General features: G+C 68.2%; 17 protein-coding genes. 7 read left to right on the top strand and 10 right to left on the bottom strand.

Annotated features, from left to right (window positions below; all coding sequences use genetic code 11):
* Window positions 1-10 precede the first annotated feature (10 nt).
* Window positions 11-2,071 carry an elongation factor G gene (gene fusA, locus AC1DN9_RS29000; protein ID WP_478105797.1) on the bottom strand — a complete coding sequence of 687 codons (2,061 nt, stop codon included), beginning with the start codon at window positions 2,069-2,071 and terminating at the stop codon, window positions 11-13.
* 144 nt (window positions 2,072-2,215) lie between these two features.
* Here fusA and AC1DN9_RS28995 point away from each other — a divergent pair, with 144 nt between their 5' ends.
* Window positions 2,216-2,677: a hypothetical protein gene (locus AC1DN9_RS28995; RefSeq protein ID WP_478105795.1), complete on the top strand. Its 462-nt coding sequence runs from the start codon at window positions 2,216-2,218 to the stop codon at window positions 2,675-2,677.
* A 10-nt stretch (window positions 2,678-2,687) separates the two neighbouring features.
* Here AC1DN9_RS28995 and AC1DN9_RS28990 read toward each other — a convergent pair whose 3' ends face one another.
* From AC1DN9_RS28990 to tagF, 3 genes are read right to left on the bottom strand one after another with little or no spacing between them, the layout of a single operon-like run.
* The gene (locus AC1DN9_RS28990) at window positions 2,688-3,452 is read right to left on the bottom strand and encodes a PP2C family protein-serine/threonine phosphatase (RefSeq protein ID WP_478105793.1); all 765 of its coding nucleotides are present in this window, start codon (window positions 3,450-3,452) and stop codon (window positions 2,688-2,690) included.
* Window positions 3,453-3,484: 32 nt separating this feature from the next.
* The gene (locus AC1DN9_RS28985) at window positions 3,485-4,651 is read right to left on the bottom strand and encodes a serine/threonine-protein kinase (protein ID WP_478105791.1); all 1,167 of its coding nucleotides are present in this window, start codon (window positions 4,649-4,651) and stop codon (window positions 3,485-3,487) included.
* Window positions 4,648-5,301, bottom strand: a complete 654-nt coding sequence (gene tagF / locus AC1DN9_RS28980; RefSeq protein ID WP_478105789.1) for a type VI secretion system-associated protein TagF — start codon at window positions 5,299-5,301, stop codon at window positions 4,648-4,650. Before tagF ends, AC1DN9_RS28985 begins: the two co-directional genes overlap by 4 nt.
* Window positions 5,302-5,489: 188 nt before the next feature.
* Between tagF and AC1DN9_RS28975 the strand changes: the two genes are divergently transcribed.
* Window positions 5,490-6,269 carry a crotonase/enoyl-CoA hydratase family protein gene (locus AC1DN9_RS28975; protein WP_478105787.1) on the top strand — a complete coding sequence of 260 codons (780 nt, stop codon included), beginning with the start codon at window positions 5,490-5,492 and terminating at the stop codon, window positions 6,267-6,269.
* Between the two features lie 6 nt (window positions 6,270-6,275).
* On the opposite strand, the gene AC1DN9_RS28970 is transcribed toward AC1DN9_RS28975, so the two are convergent.
* Window positions 6,276-7,301: a phosphate/phosphite/phosphonate ABC transporter substrate-binding protein gene (locus AC1DN9_RS28970; protein WP_478105825.1), complete on the bottom strand. Its 1,026-nt coding sequence runs from the start codon at window positions 7,299-7,301 to the stop codon at window positions 6,276-6,278.
* 4 nt (window positions 7,302-7,305) lie between these two features.
* Window positions 7,306-8,313 (bottom strand): phosphate/phosphite/phosphonate ABC transporter substrate-binding protein, encoded by a 1,008-nt coding sequence (gene phnD / locus AC1DN9_RS28965; protein ID WP_478105823.1) that lies wholly within the window; start codon window positions 8,311-8,313, stop codon window positions 7,306-7,308.
* A 190-nt stretch (window positions 8,314-8,503) separates the two neighbouring features.
* Here phnD and AC1DN9_RS28960 point away from each other — a divergent pair, with 190 nt between their 5' ends.
* The 4 genes from AC1DN9_RS28960 (at window position 8,504) to AC1DN9_RS28945 (ending at window position 13,949) form a co-directional block, all read left to right on the top strand.
* On the top strand, window positions 8,504-10,390 hold the full coding sequence (locus tag AC1DN9_RS28960) for an ATP-binding response regulator (RefSeq protein ID WP_478105785.1): 1,887 nt from the start codon (window positions 8,504-8,506) through the stop codon (window positions 10,388-10,390).
* A gap of 184 nt (window positions 10,391-10,574) precedes the next feature.
* Window positions 10,575-11,576 (top strand): ABC transporter substrate binding protein, encoded by a 1,002-nt coding sequence (locus AC1DN9_RS28955; protein ID WP_478105783.1) that lies wholly within the window; start codon window positions 10,575-10,577, stop codon window positions 11,574-11,576.
* Entirely contained in the window at window positions 11,573-13,573 is a 2,001-nt protein-coding gene (locus AC1DN9_RS28950; protein ID WP_478105781.1) for an ATP-binding response regulator, read from the top strand. Before AC1DN9_RS28955 ends, AC1DN9_RS28950 begins: the two co-directional genes overlap by 4 nt.
* 148 nt (window positions 13,574-13,721) lie before the next feature.
* The gene (locus AC1DN9_RS28945; protein WP_478105779.1) at window positions 13,722-13,949 is read left to right on the top strand and encodes a hypothetical protein; all 228 of its coding nucleotides are present in this window, start codon (window positions 13,722-13,724) and stop codon (window positions 13,947-13,949) included.
* On the opposite strand, the gene AC1DN9_RS28940 is transcribed toward AC1DN9_RS28945, so the two are convergent.
* Window positions 13,883-14,575 carry a hypothetical protein gene (locus AC1DN9_RS28940; protein ID WP_478105777.1) on the bottom strand — a complete coding sequence of 231 codons (693 nt, stop codon included), beginning with the start codon at window positions 14,573-14,575 and terminating at the stop codon, window positions 13,883-13,885. The genes AC1DN9_RS28945 and AC1DN9_RS28940 overlap by 67 nt on opposite strands.
* Before the next feature lie 193 nt (window positions 14,576-14,768).
* Window positions 14,769-15,410, bottom strand: coding sequence for a response regulator transcription factor (locus tag AC1DN9_RS28935; RefSeq protein ID WP_478105775.1), 642 nt, complete (start codon window positions 15,408-15,410; stop codon window positions 14,769-14,771).
* Between the two features lie 189 nt (window positions 15,411-15,599).
* Between AC1DN9_RS28935 and AC1DN9_RS28930 the strand changes: the two genes are divergently transcribed.
* Complete coding sequence (locus tag AC1DN9_RS28930) at window positions 15,600-16,307, top strand: glycine zipper 2TM domain-containing protein (RefSeq protein WP_478105773.1); 708 nt, start codon at window positions 15,600-15,602, stop codon at window positions 16,305-16,307.
* On the opposite strand, the gene AC1DN9_RS28925 is transcribed toward AC1DN9_RS28930, so the two are convergent.
* Window positions 16,261-17,058: an alpha/beta fold hydrolase gene (locus AC1DN9_RS28925; protein WP_478105771.1), complete on the bottom strand. Its 798-nt coding sequence runs from the start codon at window positions 17,056-17,058 to the stop codon at window positions 16,261-16,263. The genes AC1DN9_RS28930 and AC1DN9_RS28925 overlap by 47 nt on opposite strands.
* Window positions 17,055-18,080, bottom strand: coding sequence for a M14 family zinc carboxypeptidase (locus AC1DN9_RS28920; RefSeq protein ID WP_478105769.1), 1,026 nt, complete (start codon window positions 18,078-18,080; stop codon window positions 17,055-17,057). Before AC1DN9_RS28920 ends, AC1DN9_RS28925 begins: the two co-directional genes overlap by 4 nt.
* Window positions 18,081-18,471 lie beyond the last annotated feature (391 nt).

The following is an 18,471-nucleotide window of genomic DNA, read 5'->3' as shown; positions in this document are numbered from 1 at the left end:
CCGACCGAAGTCAGTCGTCGTCACGCACGCGATGCTGGCCCATCAAGGTCTGCTGGACCGACGGCGGCACCGCTTCATAGTGCGACAGCACGATGGTGTAGCGCCCCTGCCCGCTCGTCATCGCGTTGAGCCGCGACTGATAGCTGGACAGCTCCGACATCGGCACCTGCCCACGGACGACGATCGTGCCGGCCGCCAGGTTCGACGTGCCCGTGACGAGGCCGCGCCGCGACGACAGGTCGCCCGTGACATCGCCCACCGCGGAGTCGGGCGCCGCGATCTCGATCTGGACGATCGGCTCCAGCACGATGGCGCGCGCCTCGCGGATCGCGGCCATGAAGGCCTTGCGGCCCGCCGTCGCGAAAGCGATGTCCTTGCTGTCGACGCTGTGGTGCTTGCCGTCGTAGACGACCACGCGCACGTCGACCACCGGGTAGCCGGCGATCGCGCCGGTCGTCAGCACCTCGCGCACGCCTTTTTCCACTGCGGGGATGAACTGGCCGGGGATCGTTCCGCCCTTGACCTGGTCGACGAATTCGAACCCGCCGCCGCGCGCCAGCGGTTCGATGCGCAGGAACACCTCGCCGAACTGGCCGGCACCGCCCGTCTGCTTCTTGTGGCGGTGATGGCCCTCGGCCGGCGCCGTCACGGTCTCGCGGTAGGCGATGCGCGGCGGGCGTGTGTTGACCTCGAAGCGGTAGACCTCGCGCAAACGGTCGAGCAGCACGCGCAGGTGCAGTTCGCCCAGCCCGTAGACCACCGATTCGTTGGTGGCGGCCACATGCTCCACCCGCAGGCAAGGGTCTTCGCCGACCAGCTTGCCGAGGATCTCCCACATGCGCTGTTCATCGCCGTGCCGCTTCGGCTCGATGGCCAGACCATGCACGGGGATCGGAAAATCCAGCGGCGCCAGGTGGACGTGGTCGTCCTCGGCCGCGTCGTGCAGGACGGAATCGAAGCGGATCTCGTCGACCTTGGCCACCGCGACGATGTCGCCGGGCAGCGCGCGCGACACCTCCACGTGGTCCTTGCCCTGCAGCATGAAGAGATGGCCCACCTTGAAGGGCTTGCGGCCGTCGCCGACAAAGAGCTGGCTGTTTTGGGTGATGGTCCCCTGGTGCACCCGGAAGATCCCCATCTTGCCGACGTAGGGATCCACCGTGATCTTGAACACGTGCGCAAGCACGTGCAGCGAAGGGTCCGGCCGAGCCTCCATGGGCTTCGCCAAGGCCCCCTCGCCCACCAGGAAGTCCGGCGGATTGGCCTCGGTCGGGTCGGGCAGCAGCTTGACGATCACGTCGAGCAGTTCCGCCAGTCCGGCGCCTGTACGTGCCGAGACGAAGCACACCGGAATCAGGTGGCCTTCGCGCAACGCCTGTTCAAGCGGTGCGTGCAACTCGCTCGGATCGACGTCCCCATCGTTGAGATAGCGGTCGACGAAGGCCGAGTCCACCTCGACCACCTGCTCCACGAGCGCGCGATGTGCCTCATCGACGGCGCCGAAGTCGCAGTGCCCGTCGCGGTTGTAGAAGCAGTCGACGACCCGCGCGCCACCTTCGTCGGGCAGATTCAGCGGCAGGCATTCACGACCGAAGGACGCCTGGATCTGCGCCAGCAGTCCCGGCAGATCGACACCCTGCGCATCGATCTTGTTCACGATGACCATGCGCGTGAGATGACGCGACGCCGCATATTCCATCATCCGCACTGCCATCTGCTCGATGCCGGTGCTGGCGTTGATCACGATCGCCGCCGTTTCGACCGCTTCCAGCGCAGGCAGGCTCTGCCCCAGGAAGTCCGCGCCGCCGGGCGTGTCGATGAAGTGGATCCGCGTGTCGGCGTGCGTCAGGTGCATGATCGACGCGTTCAGCGAGTGCTGCATTCGTCGCTCGAGCGGATCGTGATCGCTGACAGTGCTTCCGCGTTCGATGCTGCCCGGTGCGCCGATGGCGCCCGTTCTCAGGAGCAGCGCCTCGGCGAGGGTGGTCTTGCCGGAAGCGGACGCTCCAACGAGCGCCAGTGTCCGCACCGCTTCCATTTCGGCCGCAAGGCCGTTCGATCGGCTTGGCATGAGTGGGTCTCCTCGACTCCCGGGAGACGGTCGCGCGGCCCGCCCGGGCTGCGCGTCGTCTAGACGGCAATCCAGCGTACGGGATTGACCGGCCGGACGCAAGCCGCCGCTGTTGCCGGACAATTGCGGCCCGAACGCACGCCCATGGCCTTCCCACCCGATCCACCCTCCGTCCCTCCCGGCGACAGCGCCGGGCCGCCCGCCCGAGCAAGTGCCTATGCGCGCTCGCAGTTCATGGTCGTCAAGATTCCGATCGACGCGGACACGGACGACCGCATCCACCAGCGCGAAGAACGGATCGACGAGGCGCTTCGGGCAAAGGGTCTTGGATCGGTGCTCGGCTGGGGCGGCTCCTACGGCAGTGCGTCCACGGGCGGATCTCGCCGCGTCGCTTTCACGCGCGTCGATCTCGACGTGGTGGACGTCGGTGCGACGCGTGTCGAACTGCAGGCGATCCTGGCCGGCATCGGCGCGCCGGCCGGGACCGAAATCCACTACAGCCTCGACGGCGCGAGCTTGGCCGACGTCTACGCGCCACCCGATTGGCGTCCCGGACAACCGATCAGCTGGGGGCCCGAGGCATCGTCCGGTCGACGACGCCGATAGCAGGTTCCTCTCAGGCCATCGGCTGGGTCACCAGCTCTCCGGCATGCAGCCACATCGCGACGGCCGTGTAGTTGTCGTGGCCCGGCGCCGCGCGCGACCTGACTTCCGCATCGATCTTCCCGATCCATTGATCGGGATCGCGCGAGTCCCGCAGCGTCTCGGTCAGCCGTACGTCGCCGAGCACCTCCCAGACGCCGTCGCTGCACAGCAGCACGACGTCGCCGGCAACGAGCGGGATGCGCTCGCAGGCATCGACGTCCAACTCGCCGTCCGGCGCGCCCAGCGCCGACAGCAACAGATTGCGCCGCGGGTGTTGCCGTGCGCGCTCCTCGTCGATCAAGCCGCTGCTCACCATCTGCTGGACGAGGCTGTGATCGACGGTCCGTGTCATCAGTGCGCCACCCCGAAACAGATAGGCCCGGCTGTCTCCGGTGTGCGTCCAGGCGAGTTCGTTGGCGTGCAGGTCGACGGCAGCGAGGACCAGGGTGGAGCGCATCGCCGCGAGCCTGCCGCCCTCGGCCTGGCGCGCGACCACGTCACGGTTGGCCTGCTCGACCAGATGCCGAAGCCTGCCGCTTTCGAGCCCCGGCGCCGCCGCGAAGCCATGGAGCACGCTCGCGCAGGCGATCTCGGCCGCGACGTCTCCGCCGCCGTGTCCACCCGCGCCGTCGGCCACGAGGCAGGCGACGAAGCGCTCGTCGTTCCATTGGCCGAACACGTCCTCGTTGTACGGACGGCCGCCCTGCCTCGACAAGGTGACGATCTCTATGTCCACCGGGCCTCCTTCACTCCGATCGCTTCTTGATTTCATCGGGCGCCGAAGGCCCCCAGGGCGACCAGGGCGGCGATGACGATCGGGACGGCCATCGCCAGCATCACCGCGGCAATCAGCGCAAAACGCCTCTTTCGTTCAAGACCTGCCGGTAGCGGCGCTGCCGATGCCGCTGACGGCGCGGCGCGTGCTGCACGCCGCCCGGTGACCAGGCGCATCGGGGCCGCCACAGCTTCGAGGCCCATGGCCTCCCGAAAGGCAGCCATCGATTGCGGACGCGATTCGGGCCGCACGCCAAGGCCGGCATCGATGGCCGCCAGCAGCCGCTGGCTGTATCGCTGCCGCAATGCTTCGTTCTGCATCAGCGGCACATGGCTGTCTTCCAGCAGGCGGGCCACCGAAGGCGGCGGCGCGCGGCCGCATACCGCGACGTGCATCACGGCGGCCAGCGCATAGACATCGGTCCATGCCCCTTGCGCCATGTCCGGCATGCCGGCGTACTGCTCGACGGGCGCGTAGCCCGGCTTGAGGATGACCGTGATGGTCTGCGTCCTGTCGCTGATCACCCGGCGCGCCGCGCCGAAGTCCAGCACCACCGGTCGCCCCGAGCCTTCGAGCAGGATGATGTTGTCCGGCGCGATGTCACGGTGGTAGCAATGGGCTTGATGCATCACTGCCAGCGCCTGCGTGACGCCGTCCATGATGCGCAGCAGCCAGCCCTCATCGACGCCGCCCGGCGCGGCGGCCAGCGCCTGCTTCAGTGTGTCCCCGCGATAGAAGGGCATGACCATGTAGGTGGTGCCGTGCTCCTGCCAGAAGCGGTAGACCTTGAGCAGCGACGGATGCCCGAACTGGGCCAGCAGGCGCGCTTCCTTGATGAAGCTACGCATGCCGAGCTCGAAGGTCTCGCGATGCCGCTCGGACAGCGGCACGACCATGCCATCCATCCGGCGCGCCGACAGCGCCGTGGGCAGGTACTCCTTGATCGCCACCACCCGCTCCAGAATCGGGTCCCACGCCTCATAGACCACGCCGAAGCCACCCTGCCCGACGATGCGGGTCACTTCGAATTCCGCAAGCCGGCTGCCGACGGCCAGGAGACCCGCACCCAGGTTGCGCGGCGGGGGACGCACGGTCGGCGCAACGGTCGGCGTTTCACCGAACGCCGCGGTCTTCGCCTTGGGGGCGAGCGGGCGGGTCATGCCCCCTCCGCACCGGGTGCCGTTCCGCCGGGGCCGCAATCAAAGAGTGCTTCGAACTGGTCGTCTTGCGGCAGGCCCTGGCTGGCCATCCCCAGGCCGCCCTCCGCGCTTGGATCGGTGAACCACAGCGACTGGCCGACCACCGGCAAGGCCAGCACGGCTTCGCTCCCTTCGCCGGGCGTCGCGGCATCGCGCGCGAAGAGCCGGTGCAGCAGGACCTCGAAGCGGATCGCGTCGAGGTGTCCGTCCAATCCTTCCCGCACGGCCCGGGTGGCCAGCAGCCACCATTGCCGCACGCGAGCCAGCGCGGCGGCGGTGAGTTCGCTCTGCGGGGAAACCAGTTCCGTGACCAAGGTGAAGGGAAAGTGCCGCCCCGTTCCATCGACCGATGGAACCAGGACGCCGATCCAGCATTGCCCATTGATCACGCCGTTGCCGAGCACGAAGCACCAGCGCGGCGCATCGAGGTAGCGCTCGGTCCAATCCTGGCGACGCACGCGAATCCGCCCCAGCCCATTGCGCAGCCACCGATCCCAGGCTTCGCTGAAGCCGTCCGGCAGGCGCCGATGCGCAAAGTCGTCCATGCCCGGCAGCTTGCCGAACCAGCCCGGCGCCGCGCCTGAAAGGACGGTATCCGCTTCGCCGTTCACAAACCCTCCGGACAAGGCCTGAATCGAAACATCCAGTTTCCGGCGCCGCCGCGCCGCAACAAATCTGGCTGATGGCCTACAAGTGAAACTGTGGCCTACGGCGAAGGAACTAGAGTTGTCCGAGCGCGGCACGGCGGATCGCCGATTCGCCCTAGGATCGGTCCCGCACTCGACGAATTCATCCAGCCATGTCCAACGTCCTTTTCGACATCGATCACGCGGTCTGCACGATCACGCTGAACCGCCCCCGCAAGCGGAATGCCGTCGACGGGCCGACGGCCCTCGAACTGCGCGCCGCATTCGAGCGCTTCGAATCGGATCCGGCGCTGCGGGTCGCCGTGCTGACGGGTGCGGGCGGTCATTTCTGCGCCGGTGCCGATCTCGCGGCGGTGGGCGATCCCGGGCTGCGCAACGAACTCGATCCGGACGGCGGCGGCAGCGGCCCGATGGGTCCGACGCGCATGGCCCTGTCGAAGCCGTTCATCGCGGCGGTCAACGGCTATGCCGTCGCCGGTGGACTGGAACTGGCACTGCTGGCTGACCTTCGCGTTGCCGACGAAGACGCGGTGTTCGGCGTCTTCTGCCGGCGTTGGGGCGTGCCGCTGATCGACGGCGGCACCGTTCGCCTGCCGCGCGTCGTGGGCATGGGTCGCGCGCTCGACATGATTCTGTCCGGCCGCCCGGTCGGCGCATCGGAAGCCCTGGGAATGGGCTTGGTCAATCGCATGGTCGCTCCCGGTGGCGCGCTGGCCGCGGCGCAGGCACTCGCACGCGAGATCGCCGAGTTCCCGCAGCAATGCATGCTGACCGATCGCCGCTCTGCCTACGCCCAATGGGACCTACCGCTGGCCGATGCGCTGCGCCAGGAGGGCGCACACGGCGTGCCGATCGTCGCCGCCGAAGGCGCGGCCGGCGCCGATCGATTCGTCAAGGGTGCCGGGCGGCACGGTCAGTTCGGCAGCCGCTGAACGAGATCAGCGCCCTTCGCCGCGAAGCGCCGCCGCCTGTTCCGCGTAAGCGCTTTCGATGCGCGCCAGCCGGGCCTGGCGAGCGGCCTCGTCCACCCATCGCCCATTGAGTGCACTCTGCCGGGCCAGCTGGTACCCGAGCCTGGCGGCCGGCAGCAGGGCCCTGTTGTCCGCGGCGACATAGCCGAGGGACGCATGCAGCGCCTTGAGCGTCTCGCGCTGCGCGTCGCCGCGCGCGCCGCTGGCATGTCCGTAATTCACAAGAAAGGCGCGAAGCTTCTTCTGGAGTTCCGGCGGCAGATTGCGCCGCGCCACGATGGGTGCCTGCGGCGTGGGCTCCGAACGCCAGATCACCTGCAGCCGATCGGCCTCCTCAGGGAACTGGTCCCTGAACCTGGCGAAATCCGTGGTGTTGTTGGTGGCGACGTCCGCATCGCCGTTCGCCACTGCCAGCGCGGTGGCCTGATGGGTGCCGACGATCTCGCTGCGAAAGCGCGTCTCCATCTCGATGCGGTGAGGCAGGAAGAGCTGGACCTGCGGCAGCACGAAGCCCGACACGGATCGGCTGTCGCCACGTGCGAGGCGCCATTGCTCCGGATGGGCGAGCAGGTCGTCGAGCTTGTTGAGGGGCCCGGCCTTGCGCGCGAGCAGCACCGCGCGATGGTCGGGCTCGCCCGGATGGCGCTTCACCAGCGCCAAGACGTTCATGCGCCGGTGGGAGACAGCATCGAGCGCCATCTTGGCGGACAGCATCGCAAGGTCGACTTCGTTGCGCTGGATGGCCTGGTCCAGCGACGCGTAGTTCGTCACCGAAAGCACCGTGACCGGCCGGCCGATCGCGCGGCTCAGGTCGGCCAGGAGCGGCGTCCAGTGGGTCTTCGACTCGACGGCGTCGCCGATCGGCAGGACGCCGAAACGCAACTCCGCGGGCTCCGCCGCCTGCCCCGCCTGCGCACCGGTGACGACCTGCCATCCCAGCGCGCAGACCAGCGCGCAGCGGCCCGCGAACACGAGCAAGCCTCGCCTCACGATGAACTCAACGCGCTGCCTCGCGCAATGCTGCCACCTGTTCGGCGTAGGTCGTCTCGATGCGTTGCAGGCGCGCTTGCCGCGCTGCCTCGTTCACCCACTGCGAGGTCATCGCGCTTTGGCGCGCCAACTGATAGGCCAGCTTGGCCGCCGGCATCAGCGAACTGTTGTCGGCCGCCACGAAGCCGGCGAGATCGTGCAGCGACTTCAGGACGGCACGCTCCGCGTCGCCGCGCGGCCCCTTGCCGCGCGCGTAGTCGACGAGGAAAGCCTGCACCTGCTTCTGGAACGCGGGGTCGTATTCGCGCCGGATGACGATCTGCGCATGGGGGATGAGTTCGGATTCCCAGATCACCTGCAGCCGATCCGCCTCGGCCGGGAATTGAAGCTTGAAGCGTTCGAAGTCGGCCGTGTTGTTGGTCGCCACGTCGGCCTCGCCGTTGGCGACGGCGAGCGCCGTCACCTGGTGCGTGCCAACCAGTTCGCTGCGAAAGCGCGTCTCCATCGCGATGTGGTTGGGCAGGAAGAGTTGCAACTGCGGCACGATGAAACCCGACACCGACCGGCTCTCCCCGCGCGCGATCCGCCATTTCTCGGGGTTGGCCAGCAAATTCTTCAACGAGGTGTAGTCACCCGTCTTGCGCGTCAGCAACAGGGCGCGGTAGCCGGGCAGGCCGTCGTGGCGTGTGACCTGTGCCAGCACGGTCATGCGGCGCAGCGTCACCGCATCGAGCGCCATCTTGCCGGAGAGGAAGGCCATGTCGACCTGGTTGCGCTGGATGGCCTGTTCGAGCGCCTCGTAGGAGGTCACCGACAACATCGCGACGGGCCTGCCTATCGCACGGCTCATGTCCGCGAGCAGGGGCTCCCAGTCGTTGCGCGACTCGAAGGCACCGCCCAGCGGCAGGATGCCGAAGCGCAAGGCTGTCGTCGAGCCGACCGCCGGCGCAGCGGTCTGCGCCGAAACGACGGCCTGATAGGCCAGCAGCATCGCCATTGCGCCGCGCAGCAGCATCGCGCCCGCGCAGCGCGCCAACGACCGGAAACTATCTGGCCGAGGTGCAATGGGGGCAAGGCTGGTCAAACCCATACAGTCGAGAACACAATTAGAAACCATCTTGAACACCGCCCGTGTCGTTTTTCTCCACGCATGTTTTGCGATCAGTAACGTATAACTGGCTTGGCGCGCCCGCCGCCATCCGCCCATGAATTGGCCTTTCCGTGCCCTCCGCCTCCTCCGTCTGACGCTCGCGCAGCAGCTTGTGCTGTTGGCGCTGCTGCCGGCCATGGTGGCGACCCTCGGCGCGATCGCGGTCCTCACGCGCCAGCACCTCGCCAACGTGACCGAGCTGATGCGCGCCAATGCACAGACCGTCGCGCTGCAGGTGGCGACGGTGGCCCAGTCCCAGATTCAGCACATGGATCGCCGCGCATTGCAACGCACGGCGCAATCGGGCAGCTACCAGCCTCATGTGCAGCAGGTGCAGATCTGGTCGGAGGACGGGGAGATCGTCGCCAACTCGGAGACCACCGACCGCCAGCGCGGCGAGGGGCTGCGCGTGGTCGCACCCATCATCGGAGACGACGGCAGGCATGCCGGCAAGGTCATGGTCGAGACAAGCCTCGCGGCCGTCGAAAGCGCCAGGCAGGCCGTGTGGCTCAACGTCCTGGCGGTGCTCGGCGCGAGCCTGGTCGGTGTCGGCCTGGCGGGTTGGTGGGCAGCGCGGCGAATCAGCGCGCCGATCCGCGCGCTCGGCGAAGCCGTCGACCGGCTCGGTGCCGGCGAGGATGCGCAGGTCAAGGTCCAGGGCACGGCAGAGGTCCGCCGCCTGCAGGACGGCTTCAATCAGGCGGCGCGCGCGCTGTTGGAGAGCCGGAACCACCTCGAGAGCCGCATCACCGACGCCACGGCGGAATTGGCGAGGAAGAACCAGCAACTCGAAGTCGCCAGCCAGGCCAAGACGCGACTCCTTGCCGCAGCCAGCCATGACCTGCGGCAGCCCCTGCATGCGCTCACGTTGTTCTCGGATGGCCTGGCCAACGGCGAAACCGACCCGGCACGCCTGCAGCGCATCGGCCACATCCGCGAATGCGTCGATTCGCTCGACCGGCTTTTCACGGAACTGCTCAACCTTTCGCAACTCGACGCGGGCGTGCTGCAGCCGCAATGGGCGGACTTCGCGCTCGACACCCTCTTCGACGAAATCAGCCGCAACTTCCGTGCGGTGGCCGAGCAACAGAATCTTCGGCTGGTGGTGCGAAAGACGGACGCATGGGTGCGCTGCGATTACGTGATGCTGTCGCGCATCCTCAACAACCTGGTGTCGAATTCGCTGCGCCATACGGCCGAAGGCGGCGTGCTCATCGGTGCGCGGCGACGCGGCAAGGGCATCCGCATCGACGTCTGGGACACGGGCGTCGGCATCGCACCGCACCATCAGGCGCGTGTCTTCGAGGAGTTCTACCAGATCGACCCGAACGGCCGGGCGGGCGGCCGCGACGCGCGCGGCATGGGACTCGGCCTGGCCACCGTGCAGCGGCTTGCAGCGCTGCTGAACACGCGCGTCGCGCTCAGCTCCCGGCCCAACAAGGGCACCTGCGTGCGGGTCATGGTGCGCGCCACCGAGCCGGTGATCCCGATGAGCCCGCCACTCGTCCCGCTCTCCGCCGCGCTCGCCGACGACGATGCGGGCCTGAAGAACATCCGCGTGCTGGTGATCGACGACGAGCGCACCATCCTCGAGGGATTGCAGGTCGTGCTCTCGAACTGGGGCGCCGAGGTCATGGCTGCCCAGAACCGCGCCGAAGCACTGGCCCTCGCGAGCGCTTGGGATCGCCCGCCCGACGTGGTGGTCAGCGACCTGCTCCTGCAAGGCGGCGACAACGGGCTCGATGTGCTGGCCGCGTTGGAGCGCCACCCGAACGGCATCGGCGCGTCGACCGCGCGCCTGCTCGTCACCGGCGAGACCAAGCCCGACCGCCTGCGCGAAGTCGCAACCGCAGGCGTGGCCGTGCTCTACAAACCCGTCTCGCCAAAGGTGCTGCGGCAGGCGATCAACGCCCAGCTCGCCGCGGTGCGCGAACTCGCCTGACCGGCCCGAAGGCGCGAGGGCGGGGTTCGGCCTTACTCCGTCTGACATAGACCGTCGGGCGGCGACCGCGGACAGGCGCCCTCTCACAATGCGGGCACGCTCAAGCGACATAAGCCCTCTGCCTTATCGCGCACAAAGAGCCTCGTCCGTACATTGGCCCCAACACCCACTGCGGATGCAGTCCATGCTTGCGAACCGTTTCCTACCGTTGCTTCAGAAGCGGCGAGCCATTGCGGCCATCGCCTGCGCTTGCGCGGCGACGGTGAGCGCGGCGAGCGCGGCCGGGCTCACGGTGCTGATGGCCGACGACAGCGCGGCCCACACGGACTTCGTTCTCCAGTTGCGAGAATCCCAGGAGGCGGGCAGCCGCTTCGACCTGATCCATATCGCCGCCGGAACTGCCGGCGCGGAGCAGGAAAGTACGACAGCGCCTACACGAACACGCGGCGTACGCAGCGCCACCGCAGCCGAAATACAGGTCACGATGGCCGTCGGGATGGTTGCCGCGCGCATGGCGATCGAGCGACCCGGGCAGGACCCGCTGGTGCTCGTGATGTTGAGCCGACTCGACTACGAAACCCTGAAGATGACCCCCGCCCTTCGGCACCCCGACCGCCAGATCGGCGTGCTGCTGCGCGAGCCGGCCATGACGGACCAGCTGGCGTTGATCGATGCCGTGCTGCCGCGCAAGCGCCGGCTGGGCGTGGTGGCGACCGCGGAATCGGAACCGGTCGTGCGCGAACTGCAAGGCGCTGCACAGGGCTGGGACCTGCAGGTGGAATACGCGCCCGACGCAAAATCGCTGGCTGCGGCGCTGCGGGTCCTGGTGCCGCACAGCGACGCACTGCTGGTGTTGCCCGACATGATCGGCGACAGCCAGGCCGCCACGCTAGCGGTGCTGCGTGCCGGAGCGAGTGCAGGTCTCCCGGTCTTCGGAACGAACGACGGACTGGTGCGCTCCGGTGGGCTGGCAGCCGCGGTGTCCACGCCGACGCAACTGGCCCAACAAGCGCGCGCACTTGGCCTGAAGCTGGCCGCGAACAGCGTCACAAGCAGTGCGGGCGGTGTGATGGTCGAGGCGGCGACACCGGCGACGGTGCGCGTCAACACCACCGTGGCGCGCGGGCTGGGGCTGCGCCTGCCTGACGAACGCGAACTCACGGAGCGGGTCACCGCAGTTCGATGACCGCCGCCCCACATTCACTGCCCGCCCCGGCTTCGGAGGTGCGCCCGACCGACCCGCCAGCGGTGGAAAGCCGAGACCTGCCGGTCGACGGAAGCCTGCAGCGCGACCTGTTCCGCCTAGGCGTGGTGCCGTGTGCGGCGGTGGCACTGGCGCTCACCGGCTGGTTCACCAACGGCCGCCTCGCCACGCTCGAATCCGCCTTCGACGCCGAAGGACAGGCCGTCGCGAAGCAGGTCGCTGCAATGTCCGACTTGAGCCTCTACGCGGGTGACGTGCCGGCGCTGCAGAACGTCGCCAATGCCGCACTGCGCGGCGGCCAGGCCACGCGGGTCGAGATCAGCAACGGCGCCGGGATCTACGTCACCGCCGGGCCGAAGCCGGCCTCGCTCGGGCAGTTGCGCATGTTCACGGCGCCGATCACATTGCGCGAAGCCTCGCGGACCAGCGCCTTCGCGCCCGCCGGTGCAACCGCCTCCGGCGACGCGCCGATCGGGCTGGTCCAGACCTTCCGCGACACCACCGCCTACACCCATGAACGCACCCGCTCGCTGATGGCGGGCATCGGCATCGCGATGATCGCCCTGCTGCTCGCATGGGCCTGGGTGCGGCACATGGCGCGCGCCGTCGTCCAGCCGCTGCGGCGCATCTCGCGCACCGTCGCGGCACTGGAGGCCGGCCGCTTCGACGCGCGCTGCAACGTCGTCACGCTGACAGCGGACGACGACCGCGACCCGAAAGCCGGCAAGCGCCGCGCGCAACACGAGTTCGTCAACCTCGCGCACGACATCAATCGCCTGGCGGAGCGCCTGCAGCGCCACCGGCAAATGAGCGATGAAAAGGTGCGCGAAGCCACTGCCGTCGCCCTGCAGCGCATGGCCGAGGCCGAGCAGGCGGCGCTGTCCCGCGCCCGCTTCCTTGCGGCGGCGAGCCATGACCTGCGCCAACCGTTGCACGCGATGGGCCTGTTCATCGACGGCCTGCTGCCCACGGCGAGCCCCATGCAACGCCCTGCCGTGCTGCGCCTGCAGGAGGCCACGGATTTCATGGGCGTGCTGCTCGACGATCTGCTGGAGATCTCGCGGCTCGACGCGCAGGTGCTGACGCCCACGATCGCCGGCGTGTCCTTGGCCACGGTGTTCGATCAACTCGACGCACAGCATGCCGCGCCCGCCACGGCCGCACGCGTACGGCTGGTGTGGAAAGACCGCGGACTGGCCGTGCTCAGCGACCCGGCACTGTTGCAGCGCATCGTCGGCAACCTCGTCAGCAACGCGATCCGCCACACACCGCCGGACGGGACGGTGCTCGTCGCCGCGCGCCGCAGGGGCCGCGGTGTTCGCATCGAGGTGCGGGACAACGGTGTCGGCATCGCGCCGATCCACCAGGCACGCATCTTCGAAGAGTTCTACCAGGTCGCGAACACCGAGCGCGACCGCCGCCAGGGCTTCGGGCTCGGCCTGTCGATCTGCGCGCGCATCGCCCAGTTGCTCGGCACGCGCGTCAGCCTGCGATCGGCCCTGCAGGCCGGAAGCACCTTCTCGCTCGACCTGCCCGCGGCCGACCCGCGCCACGTAGCGACACCCAAGGCAGAACCGGCCGTCTCGACACCGCTGGCCGGCCTGCACTGCCTCGTCGTCGACGACGATCCGGCCATCCTCGACGGCAGCCGGACGCTGCTCGAGCAATGGGGCTGCCAGGTGGACTGCGCCTCCACGCGCGGGGAGGCGCTGACGCGGCTCGACGAATCCCATGCGCATTTCGACGTCGTGCTCTGCGACCTGCAACTGGCCGGCGACGAAGACGGCATGGAAGTGATCGAGGACACGCGCCGGCTTCAACCCGACGCCCTGGCAGTGCTGGTGTCCGGCGCCACCGGACCTGAATCGCTGCAGCGCCTGCGCCAAGGTGGGGTGATGCTGCTGACCAAGCCGGTCGCGCCGGCGAAGCTGCGAGCGCTTCTTTCGACCCGCCGCACTCCGACGCTGGCCTGCTGCTAATCGGCCCTCCGAGCCCGTCGGGCCGGAAACGCGACAGAAAGTATTCTTTCGCGAATCGGCGCTGCACAAAAGTCGCGGAAGCCTTGGCCCAATCCCCAAAACTCGTGGCTACCATTGCATCCTGGAGAGAGGAAGGACGGGCAATCAGATGGAACCGATGCATTGGCAATACATGGGCGCCTTGGGCGGGGTCATCGGCATCGGCTGGCTGGTCGTCGTGCCGATGTACCGCGGCTGGACCCATCTGAACGAGAAGATGACGGGCCGCGTCGAGCGCAGCATCCGGATGATGGCCGAGTGCGACGACGGTCAGGCGGGCGCCAAGGCGGTTCCGAGCGCGAAGCACACCGAGTCGGGTTCGACCGACAAGGAATAGCCCAGGCCTTCGGCCAGCGATTGCAGCGCGATCGCATCGATGGCCAGCGCACGCGGAGCGCGATGCGCATCGGCCAGGGGATCGGTGGGCGTGGACTCGCCGTGCCGGGCCGAGAAGCGCAATGCATCCTCGCCTTCCGCTTCGACGCGGATCTCCGCGATATTGGGCGCACTGTCGTGCAAGTAGCCCAACGCACCGAGGAACATGTAGCGCAGGGCCGCACCGGCCGGGAAGCGCCGCTCGCCTTCCGCCGGTGACAGTCCCTCGCCCACATGGATGCGGATGCCGCGCAGCTCGAAGGCCACGCGCATGAGCGCAGTACAACGCGCCACGAGGTTGCCTCGCGTGATGCCTTCATCGTCGGTCGACAGCTCCCAGTCGCGCAGCGCATGCACGCCGAGCGCGAGTGCCGCGACCTGTTCTTCGATGAGCGCCACGCGCTCTGCCCACGCAGAAGCATCGCCTGCCGCTGCGCCCGACATCTGGCGCTTCAGGAGCAGCGCGCTCATGCGAATCACCGACACCGGCGCTGCCATCTCGTGGCGAAGCGCCGGTAGCGCGCGCGTGAGGAGTTCATGGCGCACACCCGCCGCCATCCAGCTGCGTGCACCGGGCGATGCCTTCATCCGACGGCAGCGCGCGACAGGCAACGGCCGCGTGCCGCCCTGTCGTCAGCGATCAGAACGTTCATTCGGAATCCCCCGAAAGCAAAAAGGCAGAGCAGTATGGGACGGCATGCGCCTGGCGCGATGTAGGACACCATCTCTCGTGGGCCGTCGTTCACCGCCCGTATGCAATCCGACGGGGGTCGGCGGGAATTCAGACCGTCTGGCCCAGGGAACCACCATCGATCTGGCCGAGCGCACGAACGAGGTCGGGCAACGATCTCGCACCCATTTTTTCCATCGCATTGGCGCGATGCAGCTTCACTGTCCGCTCCGCGGTGCCGAGCGCCGCGCCGATATCCCTGTTCGGCGCTCCCGTCACGACCATCGCCGCGACCTGCCGCTCTCGCGGCGTGAGCGTGGCGAAGCGGGCCTTCATTGCATTGATCTGCTTCAAGGCCTCCCGCCGAGAGATGTGATGGGTCACTGCATTCCGCACGGCGGCCACGAGCGCCTCGCCGTCGACAGGCTTGAGAAAGAAATCCTTGGCCCCCGCTTTCATGGCCCGCAGAGTGTCACGCGCGCTGGCCTTGGCCGTCACCACGATGACCGGAAGCGGCTCGGCGCTGCGCGTGATCACGTACTGCAGGTCGAGCCAATCGGGCCGCGCCATGTGGAGATCCAGAACAAAGCATGCTGGCTCGTCGCCGATGTCCGTATGCAGCAGCTCGCCGACCGAGCCGTGGCCGCGCACCCGATAACCCGCGGCGACCAATTGATGGCAAGCGGCTCGTCGAAATGTCTCGTCGGTGTCGACGACGCAGACCACGGGCGTCTGCACAGTGTCGTGATTCATGAATGAGCGGATGAATGCCGGAACGCCCGGCCGCAAGCCCATCATACGAAGCCGGATGAAAGCGACCTTGCACGCGGTGTAGCCCTTGACGCACAGTCTTTGTAGGACCCGGCGAATTGACAGGCGGCTCGCATCGGCGATGCTTTGCTCGTATCCGGTGCCTTCGCACCGAGGACAGGAAAGGAATGCATGGAATCGACTTCGCTCGACCAACCCGTCGCACCGACGGGCAAGTCACCCAAGGCGCTCTGGGTAGCGATCTGCGTGTTGGCGATCGCCGTGGCTGCGCTCGGAGGCGCGCTGGTCCACAAGGAAGTGAGCAGCGGCGCGACGCCGACCACCGTGGCGGTCGCGCCGCCGCTGAAGGCGCCGGACGACTTCCCCGCGCCTCCGCCCGCGCAGGCCGCGCCGCCTCCGCCGCTGGCCGCTGCCGCCCAGGCGCCAGTCCGGGCTCCCGAGGTCATCCCGCCGAAGGTGGCGCAGGCCAATACGGAAGCCGGCGGACTGGGCTCAGCGCCGGCGCCCATGACCGCACCTGCACCCGCGCCGGTCAAGGTCTGCTCAGTCTGCGGTCACGTCGAATCAGTCCACACCGTGCAACACCAGCAGCCCACTACCGGTGTTGGCGCCGTGGCGGGAGGCGTGGTGGGCGGCCTGGTGGGCAACCAGATCGGCAGCGGCAATGGCCGCACGGCGGCCACCGTGCTCGGCGCGGTCGGCGGAGGTTTCGCGGGCAACTCGATCGAAAAGCACACGCACACGAAGACGGTCTACGAAGTCAGCGTCCGCATGCAGGACGGGTCGTTGCGCAGGGTGGAGACGAGCAGCGCGCCGCCCATCGGCAAGGCCGTCACGCTGAAGGGCAACGTCCTGCAACCGGCCGACGGGCACAAATGAGCGACGGCACGGCCCATTCGCCGACCTGGCGCGCAAGCCAGGGGCCGTCATCCAGCGCGAGGTCGTGACCGGCCGTGGGGTGCTCGATGATGGCGACACCCCACGCCCGCGCGAGCGCCCGTGAGCATTGCACGTCCACCAACGCATCGCGCCGGCTCGACAGCACGAGCAGCGGCACGACAGGCGCCTCGGCAGGCGCGCGATAGCGCGTAGCGGCGAGCAACTGTCGCAAGGAGTTTGCAGCGCTCACCGGATGCGCCTCGCGCAAGGCCGTCCATTCGCCGATGACGGCATCGCGCCGCGGCGGATGGCGGCTGGTCAGCCGCAAGATCGTCTCCTCGCGCCGACGAGCATCTTGCCCAGGACGCAACAGGCCGAGCAGCGCGCCGTAGTTGGCCGGCCGCAGGCGCCGGTACCACGGGCTGAAGGGCCTCAGGCTGGTGTTGACGAGCACGCATGCGGCCAGTTCGGCGGGATGACGCCGCGCCCACTCGACGGCCACCATCGCGCCGAGCGACATGGCGAGCAGATGCACCGGCGTTTCGATCGCCATCCCCTGCAGTTGGCGTCGGCAGCTTTCGACCGTGTCCTCGATGCAGGCGGGGCTTCGCTCGTTGTGCAGACTGCCGTTCCCGGGCAGATCGATCGCAACGACGCGCGCGCCGGGCAAGCGCTCGCGCAGCATTCCCGGGAACGCGCCCCAATGGCCCGCTTCGCGCGCGAGTCCTCGCAACAGGAGCCAGGTGCTCATCGTCGGGCTTCCTTCGCGTACCACCGCGCCAGCGCGCGCTGCGTGTGTTCGTCCCTGCGGGCGCCGGTCGGCACCCAGCGCTCGTGGCTGCAGGCCGCGCGCATGAGGAAATCCAGCCAGCCGACATGGCGGCGCAGCACGCGCTGCTGCCGATGCGCAATCACCGGATTGAAGATGCCGTGGCGCGAAAAAATCTGCCTCGGATTCTTCTTGACCCAGAGCCACGAACCCATCTCCAGCGTCAGGGGAAGGAAGACTTCCTCTCTTTCGCAGGCGCGCAGGTAGAGGTGATCCCACAAGTCGCCGTGCGTCAGGTACTGCCGGCTCTGCGGCTCCAGCACGTAACGATGGTGAAGCAGCGTGTCGTCGAGGATCGCGCACAGCGCATGCATCTCCGCGAGATGCGCGATGGGCCGGGACGTGTGTGCGAAGGGAAACCAGATGCGATCGGCCAAGCCGAAGCCCGAATGGCAATCCACCGCGATGCTGAATGGACGGCCCAGCAGTTCCGCCTCGACGAGCTCGCACAGCGCGGCGCTCTCCCGCTCCATCGGCGCACCCGCCGCGCCGCGATACCAAGGCAGCGCCGCGCTCACACGCTGCCCGCCGATGAGGAAAGGTACGCGCTCGCGAGATTCCACTGGCGCATTGCGCATCAGATCGACCCCATTCGGATTCGCGCGTGTGCCGAGCCACAGTCCTCCGGGGTTGACCAGCGGCATGAACACCAGGCGCACGGTCTCCAGTTGCCGATGCAGGGTGTCGTCCCATTGCAGCCGCATCACGAGACTGCGGAGATAGGCGATGGTGACCTCCGCGCCGATGCGCTCCAGGCCGTGCACGCCGCCGAAGAATCCGACGGCCGGCGCGTCTGCGCGCTGACTGCCGAACATGAAGGCCTCGACGGCGAAGCGCTGCTGGCCCGCGTTGACCTCGCACAGCACGCGCCGCGTGATGTGCGCGCCCGCCAACTCGGCGAGCCTTTGCAGTTCCAGCAGTTCGGGCAGGTCCGTTGAAGTCACTCGCGGATGGAAGAGTCGGGTGCGCGCAGGATAGCGACACCGGCGGACATCAATACGTCACATGCGCACGCTAGCGTGGCGTGATCATGACCCGTCTCTTCCGACTCTCATCCGGCTCTCTGTGGCGCGGCATTGGCCTGGCCCTTCTGTGGGGCGCCGCCGAGTTCATCGCGCTGGCGCGCTCGCGCTGGTCCGCGCGTTAAGGCCTGTTCACACTACTTCCGGGGTCGCGAAGGTATGCCAGGACGGGCCAATCAAGGCGCGCGACGCCGCATGTGCGTTGGCACATGCAAGGAGCGCAACGCCGAGTGGCCCGTCCTGGCATACCTTCCCTTCGGGTTGTCGTGCAAAGGGGCCGTCTGCGGCGTTGCCCACGCTTGCAAGGCCAAAG

The sequence above is a fragment of the Variovorax sp. 05L425 genome (assembly GCF_056397705.1).
The sequence above is the reverse complement of the archived record's forward strand: the minus strand, read 5'-3'. Positions and strand labels throughout refer to the sequence as shown.